This is a genomic window from Kitasatospora sp. NPDC040550, assembly GCF_055594965.1.
The window spans coordinates 142,195-163,083 of sequence record NZ_JBVIWC010000012.1; the positions used below are offsets into that span (position 1 = coordinate 142,195).

Genomic DNA, 20,889 nt, shown 5'->3' on the forward strand with positions numbered 1-20,889 from the left:
GGGCGGGGGTTCGGGGGCCCCGTCACGCCTGCCGGGTCGGCAGCACCACCTGGTGGCGCAGGTTGACGTGCCGGGGGCGGCTGACGGTGTAGGCGATGAGGTCCGCGATGTCGTCCGCGGCGAGTGCCGGGATCGCGGCGAACATGCCGCCGAGCTGTTCGCGCAGCACCGGGTTGTCGATGTGCCCGCCGAGTTCGGTGTCGGTGAGGCCGGGCTCGACGGCGCTGACCCGGACGTCGCGCGGGCCGAACTCGGTGCGCAGGGCGGTGGAGAGCTGGGTGAGCGCGGCCTTGGTGGCGCCGTACACCGCGTAGTCGGGGAAGGAGACGTGCGAGGCGATGGAGGAGACGTTGACCAGGTCGGCGGTGCGGCCGTCGGCGGCGGCCGCGGTGAGGTCGGCGGTGAAGGCGCGGACGATCCGCAGGGCGCCGGTGAGGTTGGTGTCGATCATCCGGGTCCATTCGTCGATCCGTCCGTCGGCGAGCGGGTTGGCCAGCATCACCCCGGCGTTGTTGACCACCAGGTCGACCGGGCCGTAGGCGTCGTGGACGGCCTTCGCGGCGGCGTCGACCGAGGCCTGGTCGGTGATGTCGGCGGTGACGGCGAGGGCCTGTCCGCCGGTCGCGGCGATCTCGGCGGCGAGCGCGTCGATCCGCCCGGTGCGGCGGGCGAGCAGGGCGACCCGGGCGCCGTTCGCGGCGAGCAGCCGGGCGGTGGCGGCGCCCATGCCGCTGGCGGCTCCGGTGACGACGGCGGTGCGGGTGGCGAGGGCGGGGTAGCTCATCGGGGACTCCTGGAGGGGCCGGGGCGGGTTGACGTCGACCACTCTGCGGCGCCGCCGCCCGCCTACCCAGGGCCACGTTCTTCCCGGGTGGGGACTTCCCGGGTCCGGGCTTCCGTGGAACTCCCAACCTGGGAAAGGCGGTACCACCCTCGGGCCGCCGCCCCGGGGCTACCCTGCCTGGCATGGAGAACACCCTGGGGGACTTCCTCCGCTCGCGCCGGGCCCGGATCCAGCCGGAGGAGGTGGGCCTGCCCGCGCACGGCCGCCGCCGGGTGCAGGGTCTGCGTCGGGAGGAGGTGGCACAGCTCGCCGGGGTCAGCGTGGACTACTACATCCGGCTGGAGCAGGGCCGCGGCGGGAGCGCCTCGGACGCGGTGCTGGACGCCGTCGCCCGGGTGCTGCGGCTGGACGAGGCGGAGACGGCGCACCTGCGGTCGCTGAACCGCCCGCCGAAGGAGGCGCCCGCCCGGGTCCGCGGGGACCGGCAGGTCCGCCCGGGGACGCGGCTGCTGCTGGACCTGATGACCGGGGTGCCGGCCTTCGTGCTGGGCCGCCGGATGGACGTGCTGGCCTGGAACGCCCTGGGCGACGCGGTGAACGGCTTCTCCGAGCGCGCCGGGGCCGGAAAGCCCGGTGCGCCGCTCAACCAGGTCCGGGACGCCTTCCTCGACCCGGCCGCCCGCACCCTGTACCGCCAGTGGGACGCCGTCGCCGCCGAGACGGTCGCCCAGCTGCGCCGGGACGCCGGGCTGCACCCGGACGACCCGGCCCTGGCCGCCCTGGTGGGCGAACTGTCGGTGCGCAGCGAGGAGTTCCGCCGGCTCTGGGCCGACCACCTGGTACGGGAGAAGACCAGCGGGGTGAAGCAGCTCCGGCACCCGCTGGTCGGCGACCTCGACTTCGGTTACGAGACCCTGGCCGTCAAGGGGTCGCCGGACCAGGTGCTGGTCGCCTACACCGCCGCGCCGGGCTCGCCCACCGCCCAGAAGCTGGCCCTGCTGGCCAGTTGGACGGCCACCGGCCCGGTTCGGGAGCCCGCGGAGCCTGCGGAGCGCGTGGAGCCCGCGGAGCCCGCCGACGGGTCCTGAGCGGGAGTGACGGGTCCTGAGCGGTAGCGCTGAGCGGGCGGCCAGGCCGGAGCCGTCATAGCCTTCGAACATGACCGCCTGCGAAGACCTCGCCATGGCCCCCAGGGACATCGAGCCCGCCCCGCCCACCGACGGCTGCGCGGACTGCCTGGCCCAGGGCAGTCGGGACTGGGTGCACCTGCGGGTCTGCCTGGACTGCGGCCACATCGGCTGCTGCGACAACTCGCCGCAGCGGCACGCCACCGCGCACTTCCACAACTCCTCCCACCCGGTGATCCGTTCCTACGAACCCGGGGAGGACTGGCGCTGGTGCTACGTCCACGAGGTCATGGGCTGAGCCGGCCCCGACCGCTCCGGTGGCACCGGCCCGCCGACCGGATAAAATCCGGACATAACACCCGAGCGGCCCCTCGGCCCGGCATCCGTCCGGCCGCGGCCGCCGAAGGGAGGCCGACGATGACCAAGCGAACCGCGGGCAGCACCGCCCAGCTCCGCAAGGGCACCCAGGAACTGCTGGAACGCCGGGGCATGGCGACGATGCCCGGCCGGCTCGGACCGAAGCCCGCCTTCGGCGCGCTGTCCGCCGCCGCCGGGAGCCCCGCCGGCGACCTCTTCCGCCACGGCGGGCGGGACGCGGCCGCCGCGATGCCGCACGCCGCCCCGGCGATGCACGCGGAACTCAAGGGGCACCGCCACCGCGGCGCCGAGAAGCACTCGGCCCACTGAGCGACTCCCAGGGGCGACTCCCACGCGCGACTCCCACGGGCGAACCCCGCCGAGCGACCCGACCCGAGCGCCCCGCTCGGCGACGCACCCCGCTGACCGGCCGACTGTCAGTGGGGTGCGCTACGTTCGACCCGTTCACCGGTACGCGGCGGGGCGGACGGAACGCACAGGACGACGGGGGCGCACCATGGCCGACGTGACCACGGAGGAGCCGGTCGAGCTCCAACTGGAGCGCCACCGCACCGAACTCACCGGCTACTGCTACCGCATGCTCGGCTCGGTCTTCGAGGCCGAGGACGCGGTGCAGGAGACGATGGTCCGCGCCTGGCGCGGGCACCGGGGCTTCGAGGGCCGGGCGGCGCTGCGCTCCTGGCTGTACCGGATCGCCACCAACGTCTGCCTGGACGCGCTGAACGGCCGCAAGGGCCGGGCCCGTCCGATGGACCTCGCCGGTCCGGTGACGGTGGCCACCGCGAGCGGTACCCAACTGCCCGAGGTGACGTGGATCGGCCCCGCGCCGGACGGTCGGGTGCTCCCCGGGGCGGGGGATCCGGCGGAGGTGGCCGCCCAACGCGAGTCGGTGAAGCTGGCCTTCGTCGCCGCGCTGCAGCGCCTCGCGCCCCGGCAGCGGGCGGTGCTGATCCTGCGCGAGGTGCTCGGCTGGAAGGCCGCCGAGGTCGCCGAACTGCTCGGGGTCACGGTCGCCTCCGTCAACAGCGCGTTGCAGCGGGCCCGCGCGGTGCTCGCCGCGGACGCCCCCGCCGCCCGCCCGGCCGCCGCGCTGGACGAGGCGCACCGCGCCCTGCTGGAGCGCTACGTCCGCGCCTTCGAGGCGTACGACATGGACGGCCTGGCCGCGCTGCTGCACGAGGACGTCACGCTCAACATGCCGCCGTACTCGATGTGGCTGCGGGGTGCGGCCGAGGTCCGGGCCTGGATGCTGGGCCCGGGGCACGGCTGCCGGGGCTCCCGGCTGCTCCCGGTGACGGCCAACGGCGGCCCGGCCCTCGCCCAGTACCGGCCGAGCCCGGCGGGCGGGTACGAGCCGTGGGCGCTGATCGTGCCGGAGGTGTCAGACGGTCGGATCACCGGGCTCACCAACTTCCTCGACACCGACGTGCTCTTCCCGTTGTTCGGCCTCCCGGCCCGGCTCCCCGCCGAGTAGGCCCGCCGGTCGGGCGGGGCCGACCGCGCCCGGCAGCAGCGCCGCGAGCCCGCTGAACGCCAGCAGTTCGCGTAGTGGGCCGGTGGTGTTCAGCAGCACCACGGCCACCCGGTGCCGGGCGGCGGCCAGCCGCAGTCGGGCGAGGGCGTCGACGACGGCCAGGTCGGGGGCGGTCAGGGCGCCCAGGTCGCAGGTCAGTACGGCGTCGTTCGCTCTGTTCTCCATGCGGGTTGGACCGCCCGCGGGCGCCGGACTCATCGGTCCGGTCCACCGGGGTGTCAGCACCAGGGGCCGGCAGCACCAGAGTGGTGGCAGAACCAGGCCGGTGGCAGAGCCGGGCCGGTGGCAGAGTGGGGGCGACCGAACCGCCCTGCCCCAGGAGGAACACCGTGACGGCTGAGCCCTTGAGATCCCGCGAGGAGTGGCTTGCCTCCCTGCCCCGGATCTACGCGGCGGCGGGCTGCCTGCTGCGTGACGAGTCGGGCCGGATCCTGATCGTGAAGGCCGGGTACCGCGAGCACTGGCAGTTCCCCGGCGGGACGATCGACCTCGGGGAGGGCCCGGTCGAGTGCGCCGCCCGGGAGTTGGAGGAGGAGACCGGCATCGTCAAGGAGGCCGGCGACCTGCTGGCCATCTCCTGGACCCACCCCTCGAACGAACTCGACCACCCGGCCCAGCACTTGATGTTCGACTTCGGCACCGTCCCGGACGGCACCCCCGTGACCGTCCCGGCCGGCGAGTTGGACACCCACCGCTGGGCCCCGCTCGACGAGGCCCTTGAGCTGCTCGGCCCGGCCCGTTCGGCCCGGCTGCGGGCGGCCCTGGAGGCGGCCGTCGACGGCCGGGTCCGGATCGTCACCACCCACGTCTCCGGCTTCTAGGCCGGATTGCCGAAGTGCCGTGCCCCGGGAGGGAGTTCCCTCTCGGGGCACGGTCGGTGCGCAGGCCTCACCGCTGCTCGGGCGCGGCGTCCCGGGCGGCGATCAGGGCGGCGACGGCCTCCGAGACGAAGGTCTCCGCCTCGGTCTTGTCCACGTTCAGCCCGGCGAGCACGCCCTGGCCGTTCTCCAGTTCCAGCAGGGCGAGCAGGATGTGCTCGGTGCCGACGTAGTTGTGCCCGAGCTTGAGCGCCTCCCGGAAGGTCAGCTCGACGGCCTTCTTGCCCTGGGTCGAGTACGGGATCAGCGCGGGCACCTGCTGCTCGACGGCGGTCGGCAGTACGGCGGTGGTCGCCGTCCGGACGGCCTCCGGGGTGACGCCCTGGGCGAGGAGCGCCTTGAGTCCGATGCCCTCGGGCTCGGCGAGCAGGCCGAGCAGGATGTGCTCGGGGCCGATCTCGGGGTTGTTGGCCCGGCGGGCCTCCTCCTGCGAGGCCACCACGACCTTGCGGGCCCGGGGCGTGAACCGGGAGAAGCCCTGGCTGGGGTCGAGGTCGAGGTCGGCCGGGCTGCCCGGGCCCTTGGTGACGAAGCGCTTCTGGGCGGCCTGCTTGCTGACGCCCATGCTGTGGCCGATGTCGGTCCAGGAGGCGCCGGAGCGGCGGGCCTGGTCGACGAAGTGGCCGATGAGGTGGTCGGCGAGGTCGCCGAGGTGGTCGGCGGCGATGACCGCGTCGGAGAGCTGGTCGAGTGCGTCGGTGTGGACCTTCTTGATCGCGGCGATCAGGTCGTCGAGGCGCAGCGGAGTGGTGTTGGGAACGACGGGATTCTCCATGCGTCAACCGTAGGTTGTCGATCCGAGAATCGTCAACCATCGGTTGACGCTTACCTCTGGGTAGCTTGCGTTCGCCCTCCGTCGAACGCCCCCGCCTCCCCTGGACTCCGCCGCCGTCGCCTCCCGTCGCCTCCTGTCGCCCCCGCCGCTACACGGCGGGCAGCAGCCGGGCCCGGACGGCGGCGACCTGGGCGGGCGTGACCCCCGCCGCGAGCAGGTACCCCGCAGGGTCCAGCCCGTCGAGCGCGGCGGCCAGGGCGGCCTCGGCGGTGGTTCCGGCCTCGGCCAGCGCGGCGTCGATCCGGCGGTACGGGTCCGGCAGGCCGAGCATCCCGTACAGTGGGCGGACGTTGGGGCCGCTCAGCAGGTAGTCCTCGGCGATCGCGGCCCGGTCGACCCCGGCCAGGGCGAGCAGCAGCAGGGCGGCCAGGCCGGTGCGGTCGCGCCCGGCGCCGCAGTGCACCACCAGGCCGCCGGGGCGGGCGTCGGCGATCGCGGTGATCAGCGCGGCGGCGGCGTGCGGGCAGTGCTCCAGGTAGGGGCGGAAGGCCAGCGGAGTGCCGTCCAGTCGGCCGTGCTCCGCCCACCAGGCGGGGCCGGCCAGTTCGTCCAGCGGGACGCGGACCAGGTCCGTGCCGTCGGGGAGCGGGAGGAGCGGCTTGTACTCCTCGGCGTTGCGCAGGTCGACCACGGTGCGGACACCGTGGTCGAGAAGGGCGTCCCAGCCCTCGCGGGTCAGCCGGTCCAGGTTGTCGGCCCGGGCTATCGCGCCCCGGACGGTCTGGCGGCCGGAGGCGGTGGGGAGTCCGCCCAGGTCGCGGACGTTCAGGCAACCGTCCCAGACGAGGGTGCGGTCCTCGGTGGTGGTCAGTGCGTCGGTCCGCATGTGGGGCTCCCCGGTTGGTCGTCTCGGGGGATCCCGTTATCCCCTCGTTATATGACTCCCGGGAGATCCCATTGGTTCCTGATCGTTCGAACCGTCGGCACCGGCAGTTCGTACGGCGTACCGACGAGGGGTCAGGCCGCGGTCGGGGTCGCGGCCTCGGCGGCGACCAGCTTCTCGATCGGTTCGGCCGCGATCTGGCCGAGCAGCGAACCGGCCACGATCGCGCCGATCATGAACACGGTGGCCAGCCAGGCCATGGTCGACACCGGCAGGGTGAAGGCACCGACCACCCGGGCCGCGCACTCGGCCAGCAGGGCGGTGCCCCAGATGCCGGCGAACACCCGCTCGTGCCGGCGGAAGGCCCGCGAGCCCGCCGCCCGGCCCTCGACCAGCCGCTGCCAGGCGGCGGCGCGGTCCCGCTTGCCCTTGGTCATGAACGGCATCAGCATCGGGGTCATCACCGACCGGCCGGCCAGCCCGGAGACCAGGACCGCCACGGCCACGGTGCCGCTCAGTCCGCCGTCCTTGGCGATCATCATCCGGGCGTCGCCGGTGACGAAGGTGAGAGCCAGGCCCGCCAGGTTGACCGCCAGCATCAGCGCGGCCCACAGGTTGACCTGACGCTCGCGCAGCAGGCCGAGGAGGGTCCGGCCGGCCGGGAAGACGCTGCTCCAGGCCAGCGCGGCGAACTCGCTCAGGCCGCAGGCCGAGTGCAGCAGGTAGTAGCCGGCCAGCGGGGCGGCCACGTCCAGGAGGAGCGGGCGGATCCCGGCGACCACCGGGTTCGGCGCCGAGGCGGCGGCCTCGTCCACGGCGGGAGCGGCGGGAGTGGCGGGAGCGGCGGGAGCGGTGACGGCGGTGGCGGCGGTGACGGCGGCGGTGGTGGTGGGAACGGTGCCGGCGGCGCTGAGGGTCTGGCTGCTCATGGTGGGTTCCTCCCCGACTGGTGGCCGCGGGCCGCTGCCCGCGTCGTGCCTCCAGTCTTTCCGTCCGACCCTCCGTCAGAGCAGTGTCGTCCGTTGCCGGATCCGCATGACAGGTGTCATGGTGCGGCCCGTGACACCCCCGCCGACCTGCACGGATCCACGCGGACCCCCGCGGACCCAGGACCCCTGCGGACCCAGGACCCCTGCGGACCCTCGCGGACCCCCGCGGACCCCCGCGGACCTATGCGAAGGTCCACAGCTCCCGGCCGAGCGTGTCCAGGCACCGCACCGTCCGGAACCGTTCGTCCCCGGCGGACAGGAAGCCCTGCGCGGCCCCGGCCAGCACCGTCCGGGCGACCCCGTCGCCCCGGGTCCAGGCGCCGGTCAGCACCAGCGCCCCGTCGGCCAGCTCGGCCCGCTGCACCCGGGCCACCGAGGCGGTCAGCAGTGCGGCGTTGACGTCCTCCAGCTCGGCGGGGGAGAGGTAGGGGCCGACGGCGGGGGAGAGGTCCGCGGCGGCCCGGCGCCGCAGCTCCGGCAGGCCGTAGTCGCGGACGGCGGCGACGGCGTCGTCCAGCGGCAGCTGCCAGCGCGGCCCGGGCAGCACCTCCCACCAGACGTCCTCGCCGACCGGCAGCACCTCGCCGATCCGGGCCCGCCAGACCTCGACGCCGTGGGCGCCGTCCGGGGCCGGGACCGGGGCCGGGGCCGCGTCAGGCCGCTCCCCGTCGGTCCCGCCGCCTCCGTCGCCTCCGTCGCCCCGGCGGACCACCCGGAGCCCGAAGGTGAAGGCGACCCGGTCGGCGGCGGGTCGCTCGACCAGCTCGACCAGCAGCCGGTGGGTGTCGTCCGGCAGGACGAAGGCCCGCTGCCGACCGGTGAGGCCCAGGGCGCGCAGGGCGGGCGCGAGGTGTTCGCGCAGTCCCGTCGTGTGGAGCTCGTGGGCAGTCGTCATCGCGGTCTTTCCCTGCTGGTCGTGCGGTCGTCCCGGCCCCGCTCCGGCCGGGGACAGCCCGGAAGCGCCCGCCCGGAAGCGCCCGCCCGAACGGGTTCGGGCGGGCGTCGGAAGAACGGGCGCGGCGGGGTCGCGGGGTCACGGCGAGGGGCCGGGTGCGTCGGCGGGCCCGGCGTCCGGGGCACGGTCGGCGCCCGGATCGATTCGCCTACCGACAAGGTAGGCGGGGCCGGTGTCCCGGGGCTGCGGGCGAACGGCAGCCGTCCGCGGGACCTTGGCCCCGTCCGGCCCGGTCCTTCGACCGGAGCCGACCCGTTCGCCCGGATGGCGCATCATGTGGCGGGTGCAGAGTGCAGAACACCCCGGAGCGGACACCGGCAGCCCCCTCGGCCGGTCCGGACCAGTACCCTCCGTCGGCCCACCACCGGGCGGGGGCCCCGCTCCCACCGACCTGACCGAGGCGGTCCGCGCCGCCCAGGAGGGGGACGAGGAGGCGTTCCGGCTGCTGTTCCGGACCGTCCAGCCGGGCCTGCTGCGCTACCTGAGAGTGCTCGTCGGCGGCCGGCCCGAGGACGTCCAGGACGCCGAGGACATCGCCTCCGAGGCCTGGCTCCAGATCGCCCGCGACCTGCGCGGCTTCTCCGGCGACGGCGACGGCTTCCGCGGCTGGGCCGCCACCGTCGCCCGCAACCGGGCGATGGACCACCTGCGCGCCCGGCGCCGCCGCCCGGTCGCCGACCTGCCGTACGAGTACCTGGCCGAACTGGCCGCCGGGGACGACACCGCCCGCGCCGCCCTCACCACCGTCGGCACCGCCGACGCGCTGGCCCTGATCTCCCGGCTGCCGCGCGACCAGGCCGAGGCGGTGCTGCTGAGAGTGGTCATGGAACTGGACGCGGAGAGCGCCGCCCGGGTGCTCGGCAAGCGGGCCGGCAGCGTCCGGATGGCCGCCCACCGGGGGCTGCGCCGACTGGGCAAGCTGCTGGAGCAGCCCTTCGCCCCCGGGGCCGGGATCCCGGCCGCCCGCCGGGGCGAACCGGCGGCCGCGGAACGGGCGCCGGCCCGGGCGCGGGAGTCCGCGGGGCAACCTGCCGTGGAACCCGCGGAAAAAACTTCTCCGCAGGGTGTGACAGAACGCCGGGCCGCGACGCTGAAGGACATGAGATGAGCACCAACCGATCCCGTCGGATCGACCGTGATGCCGCCGAGCACCTGCTCGGCGGTGCCGTGGGCGGCCCGTCGGCCGGGCAGGACGCCTCGCTCACCGGACCGGACGGCCCCGGGCAGCTCGCCCGGGTGCTGGCCGCGGCCGCCGCCCCGGCGACGGCCGCCGAACTGGCCGGGGAGGAGGCCGCCCTGGCCGCGTTCCGGGAGGCGAGTCTCACGCCCGACCCCGTAGTCACACCCGTCCGGAGACGATCGATGGCAACCGCCGCGCTGGCCAGGGCCTTCAGCACGAAGGCCGCTGCCGCCGTGCTCGGCGCCACCGCGCTGTGCGGGGTCGCGGTCGCCGCCGGCACCGGCAACCTGCCGTCCCCCCTGGGCGGCGGCACATCCGAACCCGAGCACGCGGTCGCCGCCCCGGGCTCCCCGTCCGGCGCCTCCACCGGGACGGGAACCGGCACCGGAACCGGCTCCGCCTCCCCAGGCGGAACCACCCGGCCGTCCGTCGGCGCCCTCGCGGACCCGCACCGCACCGTCCCGCCCGACCCCGCCTCACCCAACGGCCCCACGGCCGGTGAACACCCCGGACACCCCGCCCCGCCCGCCGCTCTGCTCCCGCTCTGCGAGCGCTTCGCGGACCGTACGGGCAAGGGCGAACGCCCCGGCAAGGTGGCTGCCGACCCGTTGTTCGCCCCGCTGGTCGCGGCGGCCGGCGGAGCGGACGAGGTCCAGGACTACTGCGGGGGCACCCCCGGTCACCAGGACGGCGACCACCAGGGCAACGGTCCGCAGCCGAGCCCCTCCGGCGCCGGCAAGGGCACCGGCAAGGGAAGCGGCAACGCCGACGGCAAGGACGGCACCAACGGCAAGGGCAACGGGAACGGCAACACCAACGGCAACGAGGACACCAACGGCAACGGCGACGGCAAGGCCAAGCCCGGCAAGGGCCCCGCGATCCCGACCCCGTCGAACCTCCCCACCCCGCCGGACACCCGTCCGGGCAGAACCGGCCCCTCCGAGGACCAGCAGTCCGCCCGGAGCTGACCCCCAGAACTCCGGATGGGCGGCGAGCGACCCCCCCGGGCTCGCCGCCCATCCGGACCGCACCACCCGCAGTACGCACAACCACCCGAAGACCCCGGGTGGCCGGTCGGCTCCCCCGTGCCCACCGTCCACCCGGCCGGCCCCGGCCGGCCCGGCAGGCGCTCTCCCCGGACGCGCCGCCGGCCCGGCCGGCCCGGAACGTGCGGCCCGCCCTCCCGCAGTCAGGGCGGGCCGCACCCCACGGCCGGCGGTCGGGGGACCGCTGCCCGGTCCCCCGGCCGCCACCCCCTCAGGCCCCGGGCCCGGGGCGGCTATCGTGCACAGGTGCACGAGGCCGCCCGGGACCCCGGAGGCCGCACGTGAGGGGAGTCCCAGGTGATCGGACGCGCGCTGAACGGGCGTTACGAACTCGTCGAGATACTCGGCGTCGGCGGCATGGCCACGGTCTGGCGAGGCGTCGACCGCGTCCTGGGCCGCCAGGTGGCCGTCAAGGTCCTCAACGGCGGCCTCGCCGACGACCCCCGTTTCGCCGAGCGTTTCAGCCGCGAGGCGCAGCACGCCGCGATGCTGGTGCACCCGAGGATCGTCATGGTCTTCGACTCGGGCGTGGACGCGGGCACCCCGTTCATCGTCATGGAGCTGGTGAACGGCCGCTCCCTCGCCGCCGTCCTGGTCCAGCAGCCGCAGTTGCCGGTGGAGCGCGCGGTCGGCATCGCGGCGGCGGTCTGCGAGGCGCTGTCGGTCGCGCACGCGGCGGGCCTGGTGCACCGGGACATCAAGCCCGGCAACATCATGATCACCGACGACGGCGGCGTGAAGGTGGTGGACTTCGGCATCGCCCGGGCCGGATCGTCCAGCAACCTGACCCAGACCGCGAGCGTGCTCGGTACGGCCGCCTACCTCTCGCCCGAGCAGGCCACCGCCTCCGCCCTGGACGGCCGCACCGACCTGTACGCGGTCGGCTGCGTGCTGACCGAGATGCTCACCGGCGCGACCCCGTTCACCGCCGAGACCCCGGTGGCGATCGCCTTCAAGCACGTCAGCGAGCAGCCGCTGCCCCCGTCCGTGCGCCGTCCGGGCCTGCCGCCGGCGCTGGACGCGGTGGCGCTGCGCCTGCTGGCCAAGAACCCGGCCCACCGCCCGGCCGACGCCGCCGCGGCGCGGGCCGAACTGCTCGCCACCGTCCCGGGCCTGGCCGTCGGCGATCCGACCGCCGAACTGCTCGCGACCACCTCGGCCGCCACCCAGTTCCTGCCGCCGGTCGCCCCGGTGCACCCGGACCAGCAGCACACCACCCTGCTCCCGCCCCAGTCCCCGCACCACCCCGTCCCGGCCGCGACCTCGGTGATGGCGCCGCTCCCGGCGATGCCGCCCACGGCGCACCCGGCCGGGCGGCTCCCCGTGCCCGCCCCCACCGTGAGCCGCCGCAACAAGCCCCTGGTCCTCGGAGCGCTGGGCATAGCCGGCCTCGCTGGGGTCATCGCCGTGGTGCTGACCGCGGCCGACGAGCCGGCCGGCAACGCCGCCGCCAAGCCCGCCGCGGCCAGGACCAGCGGGGCGGCGCCCGCCCGGACCACCCCGGCCGCGGCCCCCACCCCCTCCGGCACGTCCGCCTCCGCCGCCCCCACCAGCCCGGCGGCGCTCCCCGCCCCCACCCAGTCCGTCCCGCGCAACCAGCCCGCGGAGCTCCAGCTCCAGTCCTTCCGCCAGGCTGTGGCGCAGGCGCAGGTCGGCAAGGAGCGCGACAAGCAGACGGAGCTGCTGCAGATCCTCGACGAGACCGCCTCCCGGTTGAACGAGGGCAACCCCGACGACGCCGCCCAGGAGCTCCGGGCCGCCCAGAAGACGATCAAGGACCTGGGCAAGAAGCACGCCATCGACGCCCCCACCTACGCCAACTGGAACGCCCGGCTGTCCGCGCTGTACGCGACCCTCCACACGGCGGGCAACTTCCAGGACGACTAGGGTCCCTTCTCCCTGGTCAGGCGAGCTGTAGCCGGCTCCCTGATCAGGCGAGCTGCAGCCGGTCGCCTGGTCAGGCGAACTGCAGCGGGCTCCCTGATCAGGCGAACTGCAGCCGGTCGCCGAGCCCGGCCGCCGCGAAGGCCGCCTCCAGCGCCGCACGGCCCTCGGTGAAGTGCGCCCAGCTGTCGAAGTGCGCCGGCACCACGCGCCGCGCGCCCAGCAGGACGGCGGCCTCGGCGGCCTGGGCGCTGTCCAGGGTGAGCAGCGCGCCGTCGAAGGGCCCGGGGCGGGCGGCGCCGGCGAACAGGACCGCGGTGTCGATCGGGCCGAACCGCTCGGCGATCTCCTTGACCAGCGCCAGTGAGGCGTTGTCGCCGCTGACGTAGACGCTCGGCAGGTCGGGGGCGGTCAGGACGAATCCGATCACCTGGCCGAGCACGGCCTCGGCCCCTTCGGGCCCGTGCAGCGCGGGCGCGGCGGTGACGGTGACGCTGCCGCCGTCCGGGCGGGCCAGTTCCACGGACTCCCAGGGGGCGAGCCCGCGCGCGGTGGCGCCGAGCCGCTCGGCGCCGCTGGTGGTGGTGAGCACCAGGGGGACGGTCGGCAGCAGGGCGCGGCCCGAGGTGTCCAGGTTGTCCGGGTGCTCGTCGTGGGAGAGCAGGACGGCGTCGACCGGGCCGATGGCGGCGGCGGTGACGGGGGAGGGCGCGGTCTTGGTGAGGGCGCGGCCGCCGCCGCGCGGGTAGTCGCCGGGCTCGTCGAAGGTCGGGTCGGTGAGGAAGCGGAGGCCGCCGAATTCGATGAGGGCGGTCGGGCCGCCGAAGACGCGGATGGTCGACATGCTGGTTCACCTCACGGAGAAAGTCGTCGTTTGACGTGATGAACCTAGCACCTCCATCACGGAAGAGCGCAAGGTTTACCATGAGAAATGTGAATGCCACCCTCACCGCCCCGCCGCCCGCACCGGGCTCGGAGCAGCACGTCGCCCTCGACTTCGCCAACAGCGACCTCGCGCTCACCGCCGGCCGCCTCGACCTACTGGCCACCCCCGCCGACGCCACCCGCTGGCTGGTCGAGCGGGGTCTCGCCCCCGAGGGCGCGGAGGTCTACGAGTACTGCACCGGGCGGCTGCGCGAACTCCGCTCCCAGTTGCGGGTGTTGCTCGCCGCCCGGGTCGACGGCGCCGTGCCGCCGGGCGAGGCCGTGGACGCGCTCAACTCCGCGCTGACCGCCACCTCCGCCGCCGCCCTGCTGCGCTGGGACGCGCCGGACGGCCCGTACCGCGCCCTGGCGCACCCGGCCGACCAGGTCGCCGTGCACGCCATGGCCGTCATCGCCGCCGACGCGGCGGAACTGCTCACGGGCCCGGACGCCGACCGCCTCGCCGCCTGCGCGGCGAGCCCGTGCACCCGCTTCCTGGTCCGCACCCACGCCGCCCGCCACTGGTGCTCGACCCGCTGCGGCGACCGGGTCCGCGCCGCCCGGGCCTACGCCCGCCGCAACAAGGCTGATGCCACGTCATAATGGCGCGGTGCTGACGATCGGATCCCTCGTCCTCGGTGTCGCCGACATGTCCCGCGCGGTCGCCTTCTGGACGGCCGCCCTGGACTACGTGCCGCGAGGCGGCCTGGCCGAGGACGACTGGACGGTCCTGGTCCCCGCCGACGGCGGCACCGGCGTCCAACTCGCCCTGGGGATCTCCGAGTCCCCGGTCCAGGAGCACCCCCGCGTCCACCTCGACCTCTACGCGGGGAACGCGGCTGACCAGGCCGCCGAGGTCCGGCGCCTGCTCGCCCTCGGCGCCGAGGAGGTCGACTGGGACCTCTACCCCGAGGACCCGGACTTCGTCGTCCTCGCCGACCCCGACGGCAACCGCTTTTGCGTCATCGACACCGCGCACGGCTGAGCACAGGGTTGTCCACACCCTGTGGACAACCCTGTGCGCTGCGCCCCTACGGCGTGTACTCGTAGCCGATGGTGAACCGAGCGGGCAGGCACGACTCCGTGTACTCGATCAACCCGTCGTCGAGGGCGGCGGGTCCGGGGACAAGAAGCAGTCCCCGAAGGAGTCGGACGGCCAGTGGACCAAGCCCGTTCCCCCGAAGAAGTGAGCGCCAACCAATGGATCAGTACGCGCAGTTGCTGGCCGATCTGACCGAGGCCGGGGTACTGGGCGAGGAGTGGCGGGGCGCGTTCGAGCGCGCCCCGCGCTTCGCGTTCGTTCCGGACGCCGTGTGGACCCCGGACGACGACGCCCCGACCGGCTACCGGCGGATCACCCGCGTTGACGATCCGGACGCCTGGTGGGCGCTGGTGAACGCCGACGGCGTGGTCGTTACGCAGGTCGACGACGGGGTCGGGGACGGTCCCGGTGTCGCCACGTCGTCAGCGTCCGTGCCGTCCCTGGTGGCGGACATGCTCCGCCACCTGGACGTGAGCGACGGGCACAGCGTGCTCGACATCGGCACCGGTACGGGCTGGACAAGTGCCCTGCTGTGCAGCCGACTCGGCGACGAGAAGGTGACCACGGTCGAGGTGGACCCGGGCGTGGCGGCTGAGGCCGCGCTGAGACTCCGGGCCGCCGGATTCGCACCCGAGTGCGTGGTCGGCGACGGGCTCGCCGGGTGGGCCCAAGGCGCCCCCTACGACCGCATCCATTCGACGGCAGCCGTCCGCCGGGTGCCGTCCGCCTGGATCTCGCAGACCCGACCCGGCGGCGTGATCGTCACCCCGTGGGGCACCCCGTACGCCAACGCCGGACTGCTGCGCCTCGTGGTCGGTAGGCCGGGCGAGCCGTCGCACGGCCGGTTCGTCGGCAACGTCAGCTTCATGTGGATGCGGTCGCAGCGGCCCCACGCGGTGACGGGCCCCGCCGGCACGCCGGACTACCGGGGCCCGTCCCTGATGGATCCCGACCTCGCGGAGGAGGACGTCCACGCGGCTTTCGCCATCGGCCTGCGGGTACCAGGCGTCCGGTACGAACACGTCTGGGACGAGGCCGACCCCAGCGGCACCTACCGCATGCAACTCTCGGACGGCGCGGGCTCGTGGGCGTCGGCCCGCTACTCCGGGTGGGACGCCGAGGATGCCGTCCGCCAGTCCGGGCCGCGCCGGCTGTGGGACGAGATCACCGGCGCCCGGCTGTGGTGGCTGGAGGAGGGCAAGCCGGACCTCGGCCGGTTCGGAGTGAGCATCGCCCCGGACGGCGCACAATCCGTCTGGCTGGACGACCCCGGCAACGCCCTGCCCTGACCTTCGACAAGACGACCTACAAGCGCAGGAAGGAAGTTGAGCGGACGATCAACGCGTGGAAGAACTTCCGGGCGATGCTACGAGGTTCGGCAGGAGGGCCTAGCTCTTTCACCTGTGAGTACCCGGCATCACCGGACGAGTCCGATGGCCTCGATCTCGATCATCCACTCGGGGTTGGCGAGTGAGGAGACCTCCACGAACGACTCCGCGAGGTGCGGCTTGTCCGGGAAGTGTTCCGCGCGCAACGTGGCAAAGATGTCCTGCTGCGAGATGTCCGTGACGAACACGGTCGCCTTGACGACGTCGGCGAGGCTGGAGCCCCCGTTCGTGAGGACCGTCGACAGATTCGCGAGCGCCTGACGGGCTTGCGTCTCGAAGTCCCCAGCGCCGACCGTGGCTCCCTGGGCATCGATCGGCGCCTGCCCTGACGTGAAGACCAGGTTTCCGACCCGGACGCCGAGCGATATACCGGCCGACTCGTACCAGTCGGGCTCCGCGGAGACGCGCACGCGCTCGGCGGCAGGCTGTGTGACGGACATATCGCTGACACTCCCTCAAAACTGAACAATCGGAGCCGGGAAGCTGTGATCACCCCGACTTGATCGACAGCCACGAGATCCTGAGATTCATTCCCGAGGGCCTGCAGGTCCGCCGCGCACAGCTCGGGTGACGGTCGCCCACCTGCGCGAGCGTGCCGCACCACATGCGGTGCGGCCCCTCGCGAGCGCGCGAGGGGCCGCCGGGCGGTCAGGCGTGGTGGTCGAACTCGCCTGCCTTGAGGCCGTGGAGGAGGGCGGCGAGGGCGGCCGGGGTGGTGCGGAGGATGGTGTGGCCTTCGTCGGACTCCCGGAGTTCGACAAGCTCTTCGGCCTTGCGGATTTCCATACAGTGCTCGGTGGACCCACTGAATGATGACTTCTGCCAGTGGGAGCTAGACATCTGATCTCCGAGGGGCATTGGGGGTGGCGCCTCGCGAGCGCGCGAGGGGCCGCCGGGCGGTCAGGCGTGGTGGTCGAACTCGCCTGCCTTGAGGCCGTGGAGGAGGGCGGCGAGGGCGGTGGGGGTGGTGCGGAGGATGGTGTGGCCTTCGTCGGACTCGCGGAGTTCGATCAGCCTGTCAGCGGCACGAATCTCCACGCATTCGTTGGTCGCGCCGCTGTGGCTGGACTTCTGCCAGTGGGGGCTGAACATCTTGCCTCCTAGTGTCCTGCGCCCCGTGCGCCGTGCCTCTGGGGTGAGGTCGCTGTCGGCGTGGAGGCATGTTGCCTTTGCTCGGCGGCTCCTTGCGGGTGCAAGGAGCCGCCGGGTTGCGAGGGGGTGCTTGCGCAGGAAGTCGGGCAGACCGACTTCCTGCGCGGGGCAGCGGGTCAGGCGTGGTGGTCGAACTCGCCTGCCTTGAGGCCGTGGAGGAGGGCGGCGAGGGCGGTGGGGGTGGTGCGGAGGATGGTGTCGCCTTCGTCGGACTCCCGGAGTTCGACCGCCCCGGCCATTGCGCGGATCTCGACGCACATTTCTCCGGAGCTGCTGAAGGACGACTTCTGCCACTGGTTCTGAGACATCTCAGCCTTTCAAGTTCTTGAGCGTCTGCCGGATCAGATCCTGGGAGTCCTCATCGCTGAGCGCGGCGCGCGCGATCTGGTCGAAGACCTTGCGATAGGACGCGAGCTCGGCCGGGTCGTCGAGGTAGATCGGGCTATGCGACAACTCCACCTCTATTGTGTCGAGCTCGGGGACCTCCCCGAAGGAGTAGATCAGGTTCTCGATCGGGCCTGGGCAAGTGTGAGCTGTGAATGGAACGACGCGGATGATCACATCCTCTCGGAGGGAGTCGTCCATCAGCGAGTGAAGCTGGTTCCGCAGCACATCAGTGCCCCCGAAGCGTGTGAGGAGGCTGGACTCGTGGATATAGGCCTCATGGCTCTTGCCCGGGTGCTGGAGGATCTTTCTTCTGCGCTCTGAGCGGAACTCGACGCGCAGGTTGAGCTCCTCAGTAGAGAGCGGAGGGATCCGCCGACTGAACACTCCTCGCGCGTAGTCCTCTGTCTGCAAAGGGCCTGGGATGATGGCGGACGTCCACGACCGAATGACACCGGCAGCGAAGTCTTCGTGCTCGGCGGTTTTGAGTAGGCCGTCAGGAAGGCGGTCGCGATACTGATCCCACCAGGACTTCCTGCGTGAAGTGATGAGGCCGCCAAGGGCGTTGATGAGTGGCAGGTTCTCGCACTTGCAGGCTTCGGCAATGGTCCGGATTCGGTCAGCGCTGGCACTGGTCTTTCCGTTCTCCATCTGCGTGACCTGGGGAGCGCTTACTCCGAGCATGTGGGCAAGCTGGTTGCCGCTGAGGCCTGCTTGCTCGCGCATCCTCCGAAGCTCGGCGCCCAGGCGGCGCTGACGGAATGTTGGGTTCTGGCGGCCTGGCATGGAGTCCTCTCAGATCATGTGGGTCCAGTGTGCCGCGCCGCCAGTCGATGGGGCCATCTGTCCCCCGAGAGAGGGAACTTCGGCCAATCGACCTAATATTAGGTCGGTGGGCGCTATGGTCGATGTCACACCGATCCGACGGATCGTCAGTAACGCTTGCTGGCAAGCACCGCAGAGCAGCCGTGTCTTCTTCCTCGGCCTGGCTCACGGCGACGTGTCCGCCGGTTCTCCACCCCACACACGCCCGGGAGTTCTCCCATGCGTCACCTCAACACGCCCTCCCTCGCCCTCTCCCGCCAGTCCCTCCGCAACGCGATGGTCCGCGCGGGCTGGCACCCCTCCGCCACCTTCGAGGCCGAACTCGCCCTCGGCGAGCTCCTCGTGAACGCCTGGCTGCACGGTGACACCCCCGCGCCGGTCACCGAGATCCTCTTCCTCCACAACACCCTCCGGGTCTCCGTCGCCGACGAGAGCCCCGCGCTCCCTGCCCCGCAGCCCCTCGACCTCCTCGCCGAGTCCGGCCGGGGCCTCCAGCTGGTCGCCGGCCTCACCCACCGGTGGGGTGTCGACCCGCAGGAGCGCGGCAAGGTCATCTGGTTCGAGTGCGACCTGGGCGCCGCCTGATGTCCCTCCCCCGCCGCCCGCTGCTGCCGACCGATCCCCGGGTCCGGGCCTGCACCGACGAGCACATCCGTACGCTGATCGCCGAACTCCAGCAGCGCGGCCGTAAGTTCGGCTTGCTCTTCCCCTCCATCGACACCGACCTGACCCTCGACGGCCGCGTCCTGGTCTGCTTCAACACGGCGCCCGCGTCGACGCTGCTGAACCTCCTGTCCCTCCTCCTCGAAGCCGAACGCCAGTGGGGCGCGCCGTGCGATTCCTGATCGCCGCGGCCTTCGCGACGCTCCTCGCGCTCGCGCTCGCGCTCGCGACCGTCGCCCTGGGTGTCGTCACCGCCCTCCGCGCGACCCCGCCCGAGCCCGACGAGGGTGACTGACGGACCGGACGGACCCCGGCGGTCCTCACCCTCTGCGCCGGATCCGCCGTTCCACGTTCCCGCGGATCGTCCGCGACGCCGTCCCGGCCGCCGCAGCGAGGAACACGAAGTTGTACCCGATCTGCAGCACCACCACGAGCCGTGCCGTCTGCCCCGCCGGGGTGATGTCGCCGTACCCCACCGTCGCCATCGTCACGACCGTGAAGTACAGCGCGTCCAGCCGCGTCTCCAGCCCCGCGAACTCGGCCTTGTGCGCGCCCAGCGCGTAGTACGTCGCCGAGAAGATGATCATCGCCAGGAAGATGAGGAAGGCCAGCCAGGCCACCGGCCGCTTCGCCGTCCCCCGCATCACCCCGACGATCTTCGCCAACATCAGCCAGCTCAACCCGCCCAGCGCCGCCACGAAGACCGTCCAGCTCAGCACCGGACGCCGGTCACCGAACCACTCCAACGGCAGCGTGAAGTACCCGACCGTCAGCAACGTGAACGCGCCCAGCAGCCACGCCACGGCCCGGCGGTCGGTGGGCGGAGGAGGAGGGTTTTCGGACATCCCGCCCAGCCTGGTCCACCCGGGCGCGCCCCGCCCGCCCGACTACTCCGCCGGGGCGAGGCAGCCCGGGAAAGCGTCGAGCCCCCCGGTGGAATCCACCGGGGGGCTCGACAACGGAGCTCGGACGACTCAGGCGGTCGTCTCGGGGCGCTTCGCCTCGGCGCTCTTCGTCACGTTGGTCGGCGTGACGGCCGGGCGGTCGGCGGCCTGCTGGGGGGCGGCCGTGCTCTGCGCGGTGCCGGCGTCCGCCTGCTCGCCGCCGTCCTCGCGCATCGCCTTGGTCTCCGCCTTCAGAATGCGCATCGACTTGCCGAGGCCACGGGCCATTTCCGGCAGCTTCTTCGATCCGAACAGCAGGACTACGACCGCCAGCACCACCAAGATGTGCCAGGGCTCAAGACCGTTCCGCAGCATCCCTGGCCACCGGTCCCTTCTTGTCTAGAGTCACGGAGGGCGCTAGGCCCTGCTGGCCAGTATGCCTGGACCTGACACCGAACGGATACACCGGCCGGGAAACGCTGGCCGAAAACCAGGTGCCGTTGGAGCGGACCGCGAGGGCCCGTCCGACGATTCCCGCTGTTCGCGCCGTCAGTGGCCCATCAGTAGACGAACGGCACCAGCCGCTTGGAAACCCGCTGGTAGTCGGCGTACGCCGGGCCGAAGGCGCCGAGCAGCAGCCGCTCCTCGGCGGCGATCCGCCAGCCGTACGCGCCGAGCAGCAGCGCCGTGACCAGCAGGGACGCCGCCCAGCTGCCGGTGCCGAGCGCGTAGCCGGTCCAGACCAGCAGGCTGCCCGCGTAACCCGGATGGCGGATCAGGCGGTACGGGCCGGTGCGGACCACGTGCTGGGTGTCGACGGTGCGCAGGGTGCGGGTGTAGTAGCGGCCGAGGGTCCGCATGCCCCAGGCGCGCAGCGCCAGCCCGGCGGCGACCAGCGCGACCCCGAACCAGCGCGGCCCGGTGGACAGCACGCCGACGTCGGCGCGTCCGAACAGCACCACCACCAGCACGGACGCGACGTAACAGGTGAGCAGCAGCCGGGTCGAGCCGCGGTCGCGGTCGTCCGCGCGCCAGCTGCCGGCCGCGCTGTCCTCGCGGCGGCGCAGCACCAGCTCGTAGCCGACCCAGCAGAGGACGCCGAGCAGGGAGAGGAGGGACGGCAGGGACATGGGAGGCTCCTGACGGTCGCGGACTACGCCTCCACGGTCCCCCGGCCGCGCCGTCGGGACACGCACCCGGGGGTGGACGCAGCG

The 20,889-nt window shown here is 73.3% G+C and carries 29 protein-coding genes; 14 read left to right on the top strand and 15 right to left on the bottom strand.

Annotation, left to right across the window (positions count from 1 at the left end; all coding sequences use genetic code 11):
• Nucleotides 1–22 precede the first annotated feature (22 nt).
• A complete protein-coding gene (locus tag ACZ58X_RS19510) occupies nucleotides 23–784 on the bottom strand; it encodes an SDR family oxidoreductase (protein ID WP_470334852.1) in 762 nt (253 codons plus the stop codon).
• 182 nt (nucleotides 785–966) lie between these two features.
• Between ACZ58X_RS19510 and ACZ58X_RS19515 the strand changes: the two genes are divergently transcribed.
• The 4 genes from ACZ58X_RS19515 to ACZ58X_RS19530 all read left to right on the top strand — a co-directional run bounded on the left by ACZ58X_RS19515 (nucleotide 967) and on the right by ACZ58X_RS19530 (nucleotide 3,763).
• Nucleotides 967–1,872 (top strand): helix-turn-helix transcriptional regulator, encoded by a 906-nt coding sequence (locus tag ACZ58X_RS19515; RefSeq protein WP_470334853.1) that lies wholly within the window; start codon nucleotides 967–969, stop codon nucleotides 1,870–1,872.
• A gap of 70 nt (nucleotides 1,873–1,942) precedes the next feature.
• Nucleotides 1,943–2,209 (top strand): UBP-type zinc finger domain-containing protein, encoded by a 267-nt coding sequence (locus ACZ58X_RS19520; protein WP_360226498.1) that lies wholly within the window; start codon nucleotides 1,943–1,945, stop codon nucleotides 2,207–2,209.
• A 119-nt stretch (nucleotides 2,210–2,328) separates the two neighbouring features.
• The gene (locus ACZ58X_RS19525; protein ID WP_470334854.1) at nucleotides 2,329–2,598 is read left to right on the top strand and encodes a hypothetical protein; all 270 of its coding nucleotides are present in this window, start codon (nucleotides 2,329–2,331) and stop codon (nucleotides 2,596–2,598) included.
• Nucleotides 2,599–2,785: 187 nt separating this feature from the next.
• Complete coding sequence (locus ACZ58X_RS19530; protein ID WP_470334855.1) at nucleotides 2,786–3,763, top strand: sigma-70 family RNA polymerase sigma factor; 978 nt, start codon at nucleotides 2,786–2,788, stop codon at nucleotides 3,761–3,763.
• Here the strand turns inward: ACZ58X_RS19530 and ACZ58X_RS19535 are convergent.
• The gene (locus tag ACZ58X_RS19535; protein WP_470334856.1) at nucleotides 3,671–3,988 is read right to left on the bottom strand and encodes a hypothetical protein; all 318 of its coding nucleotides are present in this window, start codon (nucleotides 3,986–3,988) and stop codon (nucleotides 3,671–3,673) included. The two genes, ACZ58X_RS19530 and ACZ58X_RS19535, sit on opposite strands and share 93 nt — an antisense overlap.
• Before the next feature lie 164 nt (nucleotides 3,989–4,152).
• Here ACZ58X_RS19535 and ACZ58X_RS19540 point away from each other — a divergent pair, with 164 nt between their 5' ends.
• On the top strand, nucleotides 4,153–4,644 hold the full coding sequence (locus ACZ58X_RS19540; protein ID WP_470334857.1) for an NUDIX domain-containing protein: 492 nt from the start codon (nucleotides 4,153–4,155) through the stop codon (nucleotides 4,642–4,644).
• A 67-nt stretch (nucleotides 4,645–4,711) separates the two neighbouring features.
• Here the strand turns inward: ACZ58X_RS19540 and ACZ58X_RS19545 are convergent, their stop codons facing one another.
• The 4 genes from ACZ58X_RS19545 to ACZ58X_RS19560 form a co-directional block, all read right to left on the bottom strand.
• Nucleotides 4,712–5,476, bottom strand: a complete 765-nt coding sequence (locus tag ACZ58X_RS19545) for a Clp protease N-terminal domain-containing protein (RefSeq protein ID WP_470334858.1) — start codon at nucleotides 5,474–5,476, stop codon at nucleotides 4,712–4,714.
• Between the two features lie 148 nt (nucleotides 5,477–5,624).
• On the bottom strand, nucleotides 5,625–6,362 hold the full coding sequence (locus ACZ58X_RS19550) for a tyrosine-protein phosphatase (RefSeq protein WP_470334859.1): 738 nt from the start codon (nucleotides 6,360–6,362) through the stop codon (nucleotides 5,625–5,627).
• Between the two features lie 131 nt (nucleotides 6,363–6,493).
• The gene (locus ACZ58X_RS19555; RefSeq protein WP_470334860.1) at nucleotides 6,494–7,288 is read right to left on the bottom strand and encodes a VC0807 family protein; all 795 of its coding nucleotides are present in this window, start codon (nucleotides 7,286–7,288) and stop codon (nucleotides 6,494–6,496) included.
• 241 nt (nucleotides 7,289–7,529) lie between these two features.
• The gene (locus tag ACZ58X_RS19560; RefSeq protein ID WP_470334861.1) at nucleotides 7,530–8,243 is read right to left on the bottom strand and encodes a hypothetical protein; all 714 of its coding nucleotides are present in this window, start codon (nucleotides 8,241–8,243) and stop codon (nucleotides 7,530–7,532) included.
• A gap of 334 nt (nucleotides 8,244–8,577) precedes the next feature.
• Between ACZ58X_RS19560 and ACZ58X_RS19565 the strand changes: the two genes are divergently transcribed.
• The 3 genes from ACZ58X_RS19565 (at nucleotide 8,578) to ACZ58X_RS19575 (ending at nucleotide 12,416) form a co-directional block, all read left to right on the top strand.
• Nucleotides 8,578–9,411, top strand: a complete 834-nt coding sequence (locus ACZ58X_RS19565; protein ID WP_470334862.1) for an RNA polymerase sigma factor — start codon at nucleotides 8,578–8,580, stop codon at nucleotides 9,409–9,411.
• Nucleotides 9,408–10,451: a hypothetical protein gene (locus ACZ58X_RS19570; RefSeq protein ID WP_470334863.1), complete on the top strand. Its 1,044-nt coding sequence runs from the start codon at nucleotides 9,408–9,410 to the stop codon at nucleotides 10,449–10,451. The genes ACZ58X_RS19565 and ACZ58X_RS19570 overlap by 4 nt, the downstream gene beginning before the upstream one ends.
• Before the next feature lie 375 nt (nucleotides 10,452–10,826).
• Nucleotides 10,827–12,416, top strand: a complete 1,590-nt coding sequence (locus tag ACZ58X_RS19575) for a protein kinase domain-containing protein (RefSeq protein ID WP_470334864.1) — start codon at nucleotides 10,827–10,829, stop codon at nucleotides 12,414–12,416.
• Nucleotides 12,417–12,513: 97 nt separating this feature from the next.
• On the opposite strand, the gene ACZ58X_RS19580 is transcribed toward ACZ58X_RS19575, so the two are convergent.
• On the bottom strand, nucleotides 12,514–13,257 hold the full coding sequence (locus ACZ58X_RS19580) for an MBL fold metallo-hydrolase (RefSeq protein ID WP_470334865.1): 744 nt from the start codon (nucleotides 13,255–13,257) through the stop codon (nucleotides 12,514–12,516).
• A gap of 80 nt (nucleotides 13,258–13,337) precedes the next feature.
• On the opposite strand from ACZ58X_RS19580, the gene ACZ58X_RS19585 reads away from it, so the two are divergent.
• The 3 genes from ACZ58X_RS19585 to ACZ58X_RS19595 all read left to right on the top strand — a co-directional run bounded on the left by ACZ58X_RS19585 (nucleotide 13,338) and on the right by ACZ58X_RS19595 (nucleotide 15,668).
• Nucleotides 13,338–13,940, top strand: coding sequence for a CGNR zinc finger domain-containing protein (locus ACZ58X_RS19585; protein WP_470334866.1), 603 nt, complete (start codon nucleotides 13,338–13,340; stop codon nucleotides 13,938–13,940).
• A gap of 7 nt (nucleotides 13,941–13,947) precedes the next feature.
• Nucleotides 13,948–14,322 carry a VOC family protein gene (locus ACZ58X_RS19590; protein WP_470334867.1) on the top strand — a complete coding sequence of 125 codons (375 nt, stop codon included), beginning with the start codon at nucleotides 13,948–13,950 and terminating at the stop codon, nucleotides 14,320–14,322.
• A 215-nt stretch (nucleotides 14,323–14,537) separates the two neighbouring features.
• A complete protein-coding gene (locus ACZ58X_RS19595) occupies nucleotides 14,538–15,668 on the top strand; it encodes a methyltransferase domain-containing protein (protein WP_470334868.1) in 1,131 nt (376 codons plus the stop codon).
• Nucleotides 15,669–15,796: 128 nt separating this feature from the next.
• On the opposite strand, the gene ACZ58X_RS19600 is transcribed toward ACZ58X_RS19595, so the two are convergent.
• The 5 genes from ACZ58X_RS19600 to ACZ58X_RS19620 form a co-directional block, all read right to left on the bottom strand.
• Nucleotides 15,797–16,207 (bottom strand): RidA family protein, encoded by a 411-nt coding sequence (locus tag ACZ58X_RS19600; protein WP_470334869.1) that lies wholly within the window; start codon nucleotides 16,205–16,207, stop codon nucleotides 15,797–15,799.
• A gap of 208 nt (nucleotides 16,208–16,415) precedes the next feature.
• Nucleotides 16,416–16,625 carry a DUF397 domain-containing protein gene (locus ACZ58X_RS19605; protein ID WP_470334870.1) on the bottom strand — a complete coding sequence of 70 codons (210 nt, stop codon included), beginning with the start codon at nucleotides 16,623–16,625 and terminating at the stop codon, nucleotides 16,416–16,418.
• A gap of 42 nt (nucleotides 16,626–16,667) precedes the next feature.
• On the bottom strand, nucleotides 16,668–16,859 hold the full coding sequence (locus tag ACZ58X_RS19610) for a DUF397 domain-containing protein (protein WP_470334871.1): 192 nt from the start codon (nucleotides 16,857–16,859) through the stop codon (nucleotides 16,668–16,670).
• A gap of 176 nt (nucleotides 16,860–17,035) precedes the next feature.
• Nucleotides 17,036–17,227, bottom strand: a complete 192-nt coding sequence (locus ACZ58X_RS19615) for a DUF397 domain-containing protein (RefSeq protein ID WP_470334872.1) — start codon at nucleotides 17,225–17,227, stop codon at nucleotides 17,036–17,038.
• A 1-nt stretch (nucleotide 17,228) separates the two neighbouring features.
• The gene (locus ACZ58X_RS19620; protein ID WP_470334873.1) at nucleotides 17,229–18,089 is read right to left on the bottom strand and encodes a helix-turn-helix domain-containing protein; all 861 of its coding nucleotides are present in this window, start codon (nucleotides 18,087–18,089) and stop codon (nucleotides 17,229–17,231) included.
• 258 nt (nucleotides 18,090–18,347) lie between these two features.
• Between ACZ58X_RS19620 and ACZ58X_RS19625 the strand changes: the two genes are divergently transcribed.
• The 3 genes from ACZ58X_RS19625 to ACZ58X_RS19635 are packed head-to-tail and all read left to right on the top strand — an operon-like array spanning nucleotide 18,348 to nucleotide 19,086.
• Entirely contained in the window at nucleotides 18,348–18,713 is a 366-nt protein-coding gene (locus ACZ58X_RS19625) for an ATP-binding protein (RefSeq protein ID WP_470334874.1), read from the top strand.
• On the top strand, nucleotides 18,713–18,973 hold the full coding sequence (locus ACZ58X_RS19630) for a hypothetical protein (RefSeq protein ID WP_470334875.1): 261 nt from the start codon (nucleotides 18,713–18,715) through the stop codon (nucleotides 18,971–18,973). The genes ACZ58X_RS19625 and ACZ58X_RS19630 overlap by 1 nt, the downstream gene beginning before the upstream one ends.
• Nucleotides 18,961–19,086: a hypothetical protein gene (locus tag ACZ58X_RS19635; RefSeq protein WP_470334876.1), complete on the top strand. Its 126-nt coding sequence runs from the start codon at nucleotides 18,961–18,963 to the stop codon at nucleotides 19,084–19,086. The genes ACZ58X_RS19630 and ACZ58X_RS19635 overlap by 13 nt, the downstream gene beginning before the upstream one ends.
• Before the next feature lie 25 nt (nucleotides 19,087–19,111).
• On the opposite strand, the gene ACZ58X_RS19640 is transcribed toward ACZ58X_RS19635, so the two are convergent.
• From ACZ58X_RS19640 to ACZ58X_RS19650, 3 genes are all read right to left on the bottom strand, one after another.
• Nucleotides 19,112–19,636 (bottom strand): ion channel, encoded by a 525-nt coding sequence (locus ACZ58X_RS19640; protein WP_470334877.1) that lies wholly within the window; start codon nucleotides 19,634–19,636, stop codon nucleotides 19,112–19,114.
• A 129-nt stretch (nucleotides 19,637–19,765) separates the two neighbouring features.
• Complete coding sequence (tatA, locus tag ACZ58X_RS19645) at nucleotides 19,766–20,050, bottom strand: Sec-independent protein translocase subunit TatA (RefSeq protein ID WP_360226432.1); 285 nt, start codon at nucleotides 20,048–20,050, stop codon at nucleotides 19,766–19,768.
• A 185-nt stretch (nucleotides 20,051–20,235) separates the two neighbouring features.
• Entirely contained in the window at nucleotides 20,236–20,805 is a 570-nt protein-coding gene (locus tag ACZ58X_RS19650; RefSeq protein WP_470334878.1) for a methyltransferase family protein, read from the bottom strand.
• Nucleotides 20,806–20,889 lie beyond the last annotated feature (84 nt).

Excerpts from the sequence above, each read along its gene's own strand:
- ACZ58X_RS19510 (WP_470334852.1), bottom strand. The coding sequence starts at position 784 with ATGAGCTACCCCGCCCTCGCCACCCGCACCGCCGTCGTCACCGGAGCC.
- ACZ58X_RS19515 (WP_470334853.1), top strand. The coding sequence starts at position 967 with ATGGAGAACACCCTGGGGGACTTCCTCCGCTCGCGCCGGGCCCGGATC.
- ACZ58X_RS19520 (WP_360226498.1), top strand. The coding sequence starts at position 1,943 with ATGACCGCCTGCGAAGACCTCGCCATGGCCCCCAGGGACATCGAGCCC.
- ACZ58X_RS19525 (WP_470334854.1), top strand. The coding sequence starts at position 2,329 with ATGACCAAGCGAACCGCGGGCAGCACCGCCCAGCTCCGCAAGGGCACC.
- ACZ58X_RS19530 (WP_470334855.1), top strand. The coding sequence starts at position 2,786 with ATGGCCGACGTGACCACGGAGGAGCCGGTCGAGCTCCAACTGGAGCGC.
- ACZ58X_RS19535 (WP_470334856.1), bottom strand. The coding sequence starts at position 3,988 with ATGGAGAACAGAGCGAACGACGCCGTACTGACCTGCGACCTGGGCGCC.
- ACZ58X_RS19545 (WP_470334858.1), bottom strand. The coding sequence starts at position 5,476 with ATGGAGAATCCCGTCGTTCCCAACACCACTCCGCTGCGCCTCGACGAC.
- ACZ58X_RS19550 (WP_470334859.1), bottom strand. The coding sequence starts at position 6,362 with ATGCGGACCGACGCACTGACCACCACCGAGGACCGCACCCTCGTCTGG.
- ACZ58X_RS19555 (WP_470334860.1), bottom strand. The coding sequence starts at position 7,288 with ATGAGCAGCCAGACCCTCAGCGCCGCCGGCACCGTTCCCACCACCACC.
- ACZ58X_RS19560 (WP_470334861.1), bottom strand. The coding sequence starts at position 8,243 with ATGACGACTGCCCACGAGCTCCACACGACGGGACTGCGCGAACACCTC.
- ACZ58X_RS19565 (WP_470334862.1), top strand. The coding sequence starts at position 8,578 with ATGTGGCGGGTGCAGAGTGCAGAACACCCCGGAGCGGACACCGGCAGC.
- ACZ58X_RS19570 (WP_470334863.1), top strand. The coding sequence starts at position 9,408 with ATGAGCACCAACCGATCCCGTCGGATCGACCGTGATGCCGCCGAGCAC.
- ACZ58X_RS19580 (WP_470334865.1), bottom strand. The coding sequence starts at position 13,257 with ATGTCGACCATCCGCGTCTTCGGCGGCCCGACCGCCCTCATCGAATTC.
- ACZ58X_RS19585 (WP_470334866.1), top strand. The coding sequence starts at position 13,338 with ATGAGAAATGTGAATGCCACCCTCACCGCCCCGCCGCCCGCACCGGGC.
- ACZ58X_RS19595 (WP_470334868.1), top strand. The coding sequence starts at position 14,538 with ATGGATCAGTACGCGCAGTTGCTGGCCGATCTGACCGAGGCCGGGGTA.
- ACZ58X_RS19600 (WP_470334869.1), bottom strand. The coding sequence starts at position 16,207 with ATGTCCGTCACACAGCCTGCCGCCGAGCGCGTGCGCGTCTCCGCGGAG.
- ACZ58X_RS19605 (WP_470334870.1), bottom strand. The coding sequence starts at position 16,625 with ATGCCCCTCGGAGATCAGATGTCTAGCTCCCACTGGCAGAAGTCATCA.
- ACZ58X_RS19610 (WP_470334871.1), bottom strand. The coding sequence starts at position 16,859 with ATGTTCAGCCCCCACTGGCAGAAGTCCAGCCACAGCGGCGCGACCAAC.
- ACZ58X_RS19615 (WP_470334872.1), bottom strand. The coding sequence starts at position 17,227 with ATGTCTCAGAACCAGTGGCAGAAGTCGTCCTTCAGCAGCTCCGGAGAA.
- ACZ58X_RS19620 (WP_470334873.1), bottom strand. The coding sequence starts at position 18,089 with ATGCCAGGCCGCCAGAACCCAACATTCCGTCAGCGCCGCCTGGGCGCC.
- ACZ58X_RS19625 (WP_470334874.1), top strand. The coding sequence starts at position 18,348 with ATGCGTCACCTCAACACGCCCTCCCTCGCCCTCTCCCGCCAGTCCCTC.
- ACZ58X_RS19630 (WP_470334875.1), top strand. The coding sequence starts at position 18,713 with ATGTCCCTCCCCCGCCGCCCGCTGCTGCCGACCGATCCCCGGGTCCGG.
- ACZ58X_RS19640 (WP_470334877.1), bottom strand. The coding sequence starts at position 19,636 with ATGTCCGAAAACCCTCCTCCTCCGCCCACCGACCGCCGGGCCGTGGCG.
- tatA (WP_360226432.1), bottom strand. The coding sequence starts at position 20,050 with ATGCTGCGGAACGGTCTTGAGCCCTGGCACATCTTGGTGGTGCTGGCG.
- ACZ58X_RS19650 (WP_470334878.1), bottom strand. The coding sequence starts at position 20,805 with ATGTCCCTGCCGTCCCTCCTCTCCCTGCTCGGCGTCCTCTGCTGGGTC.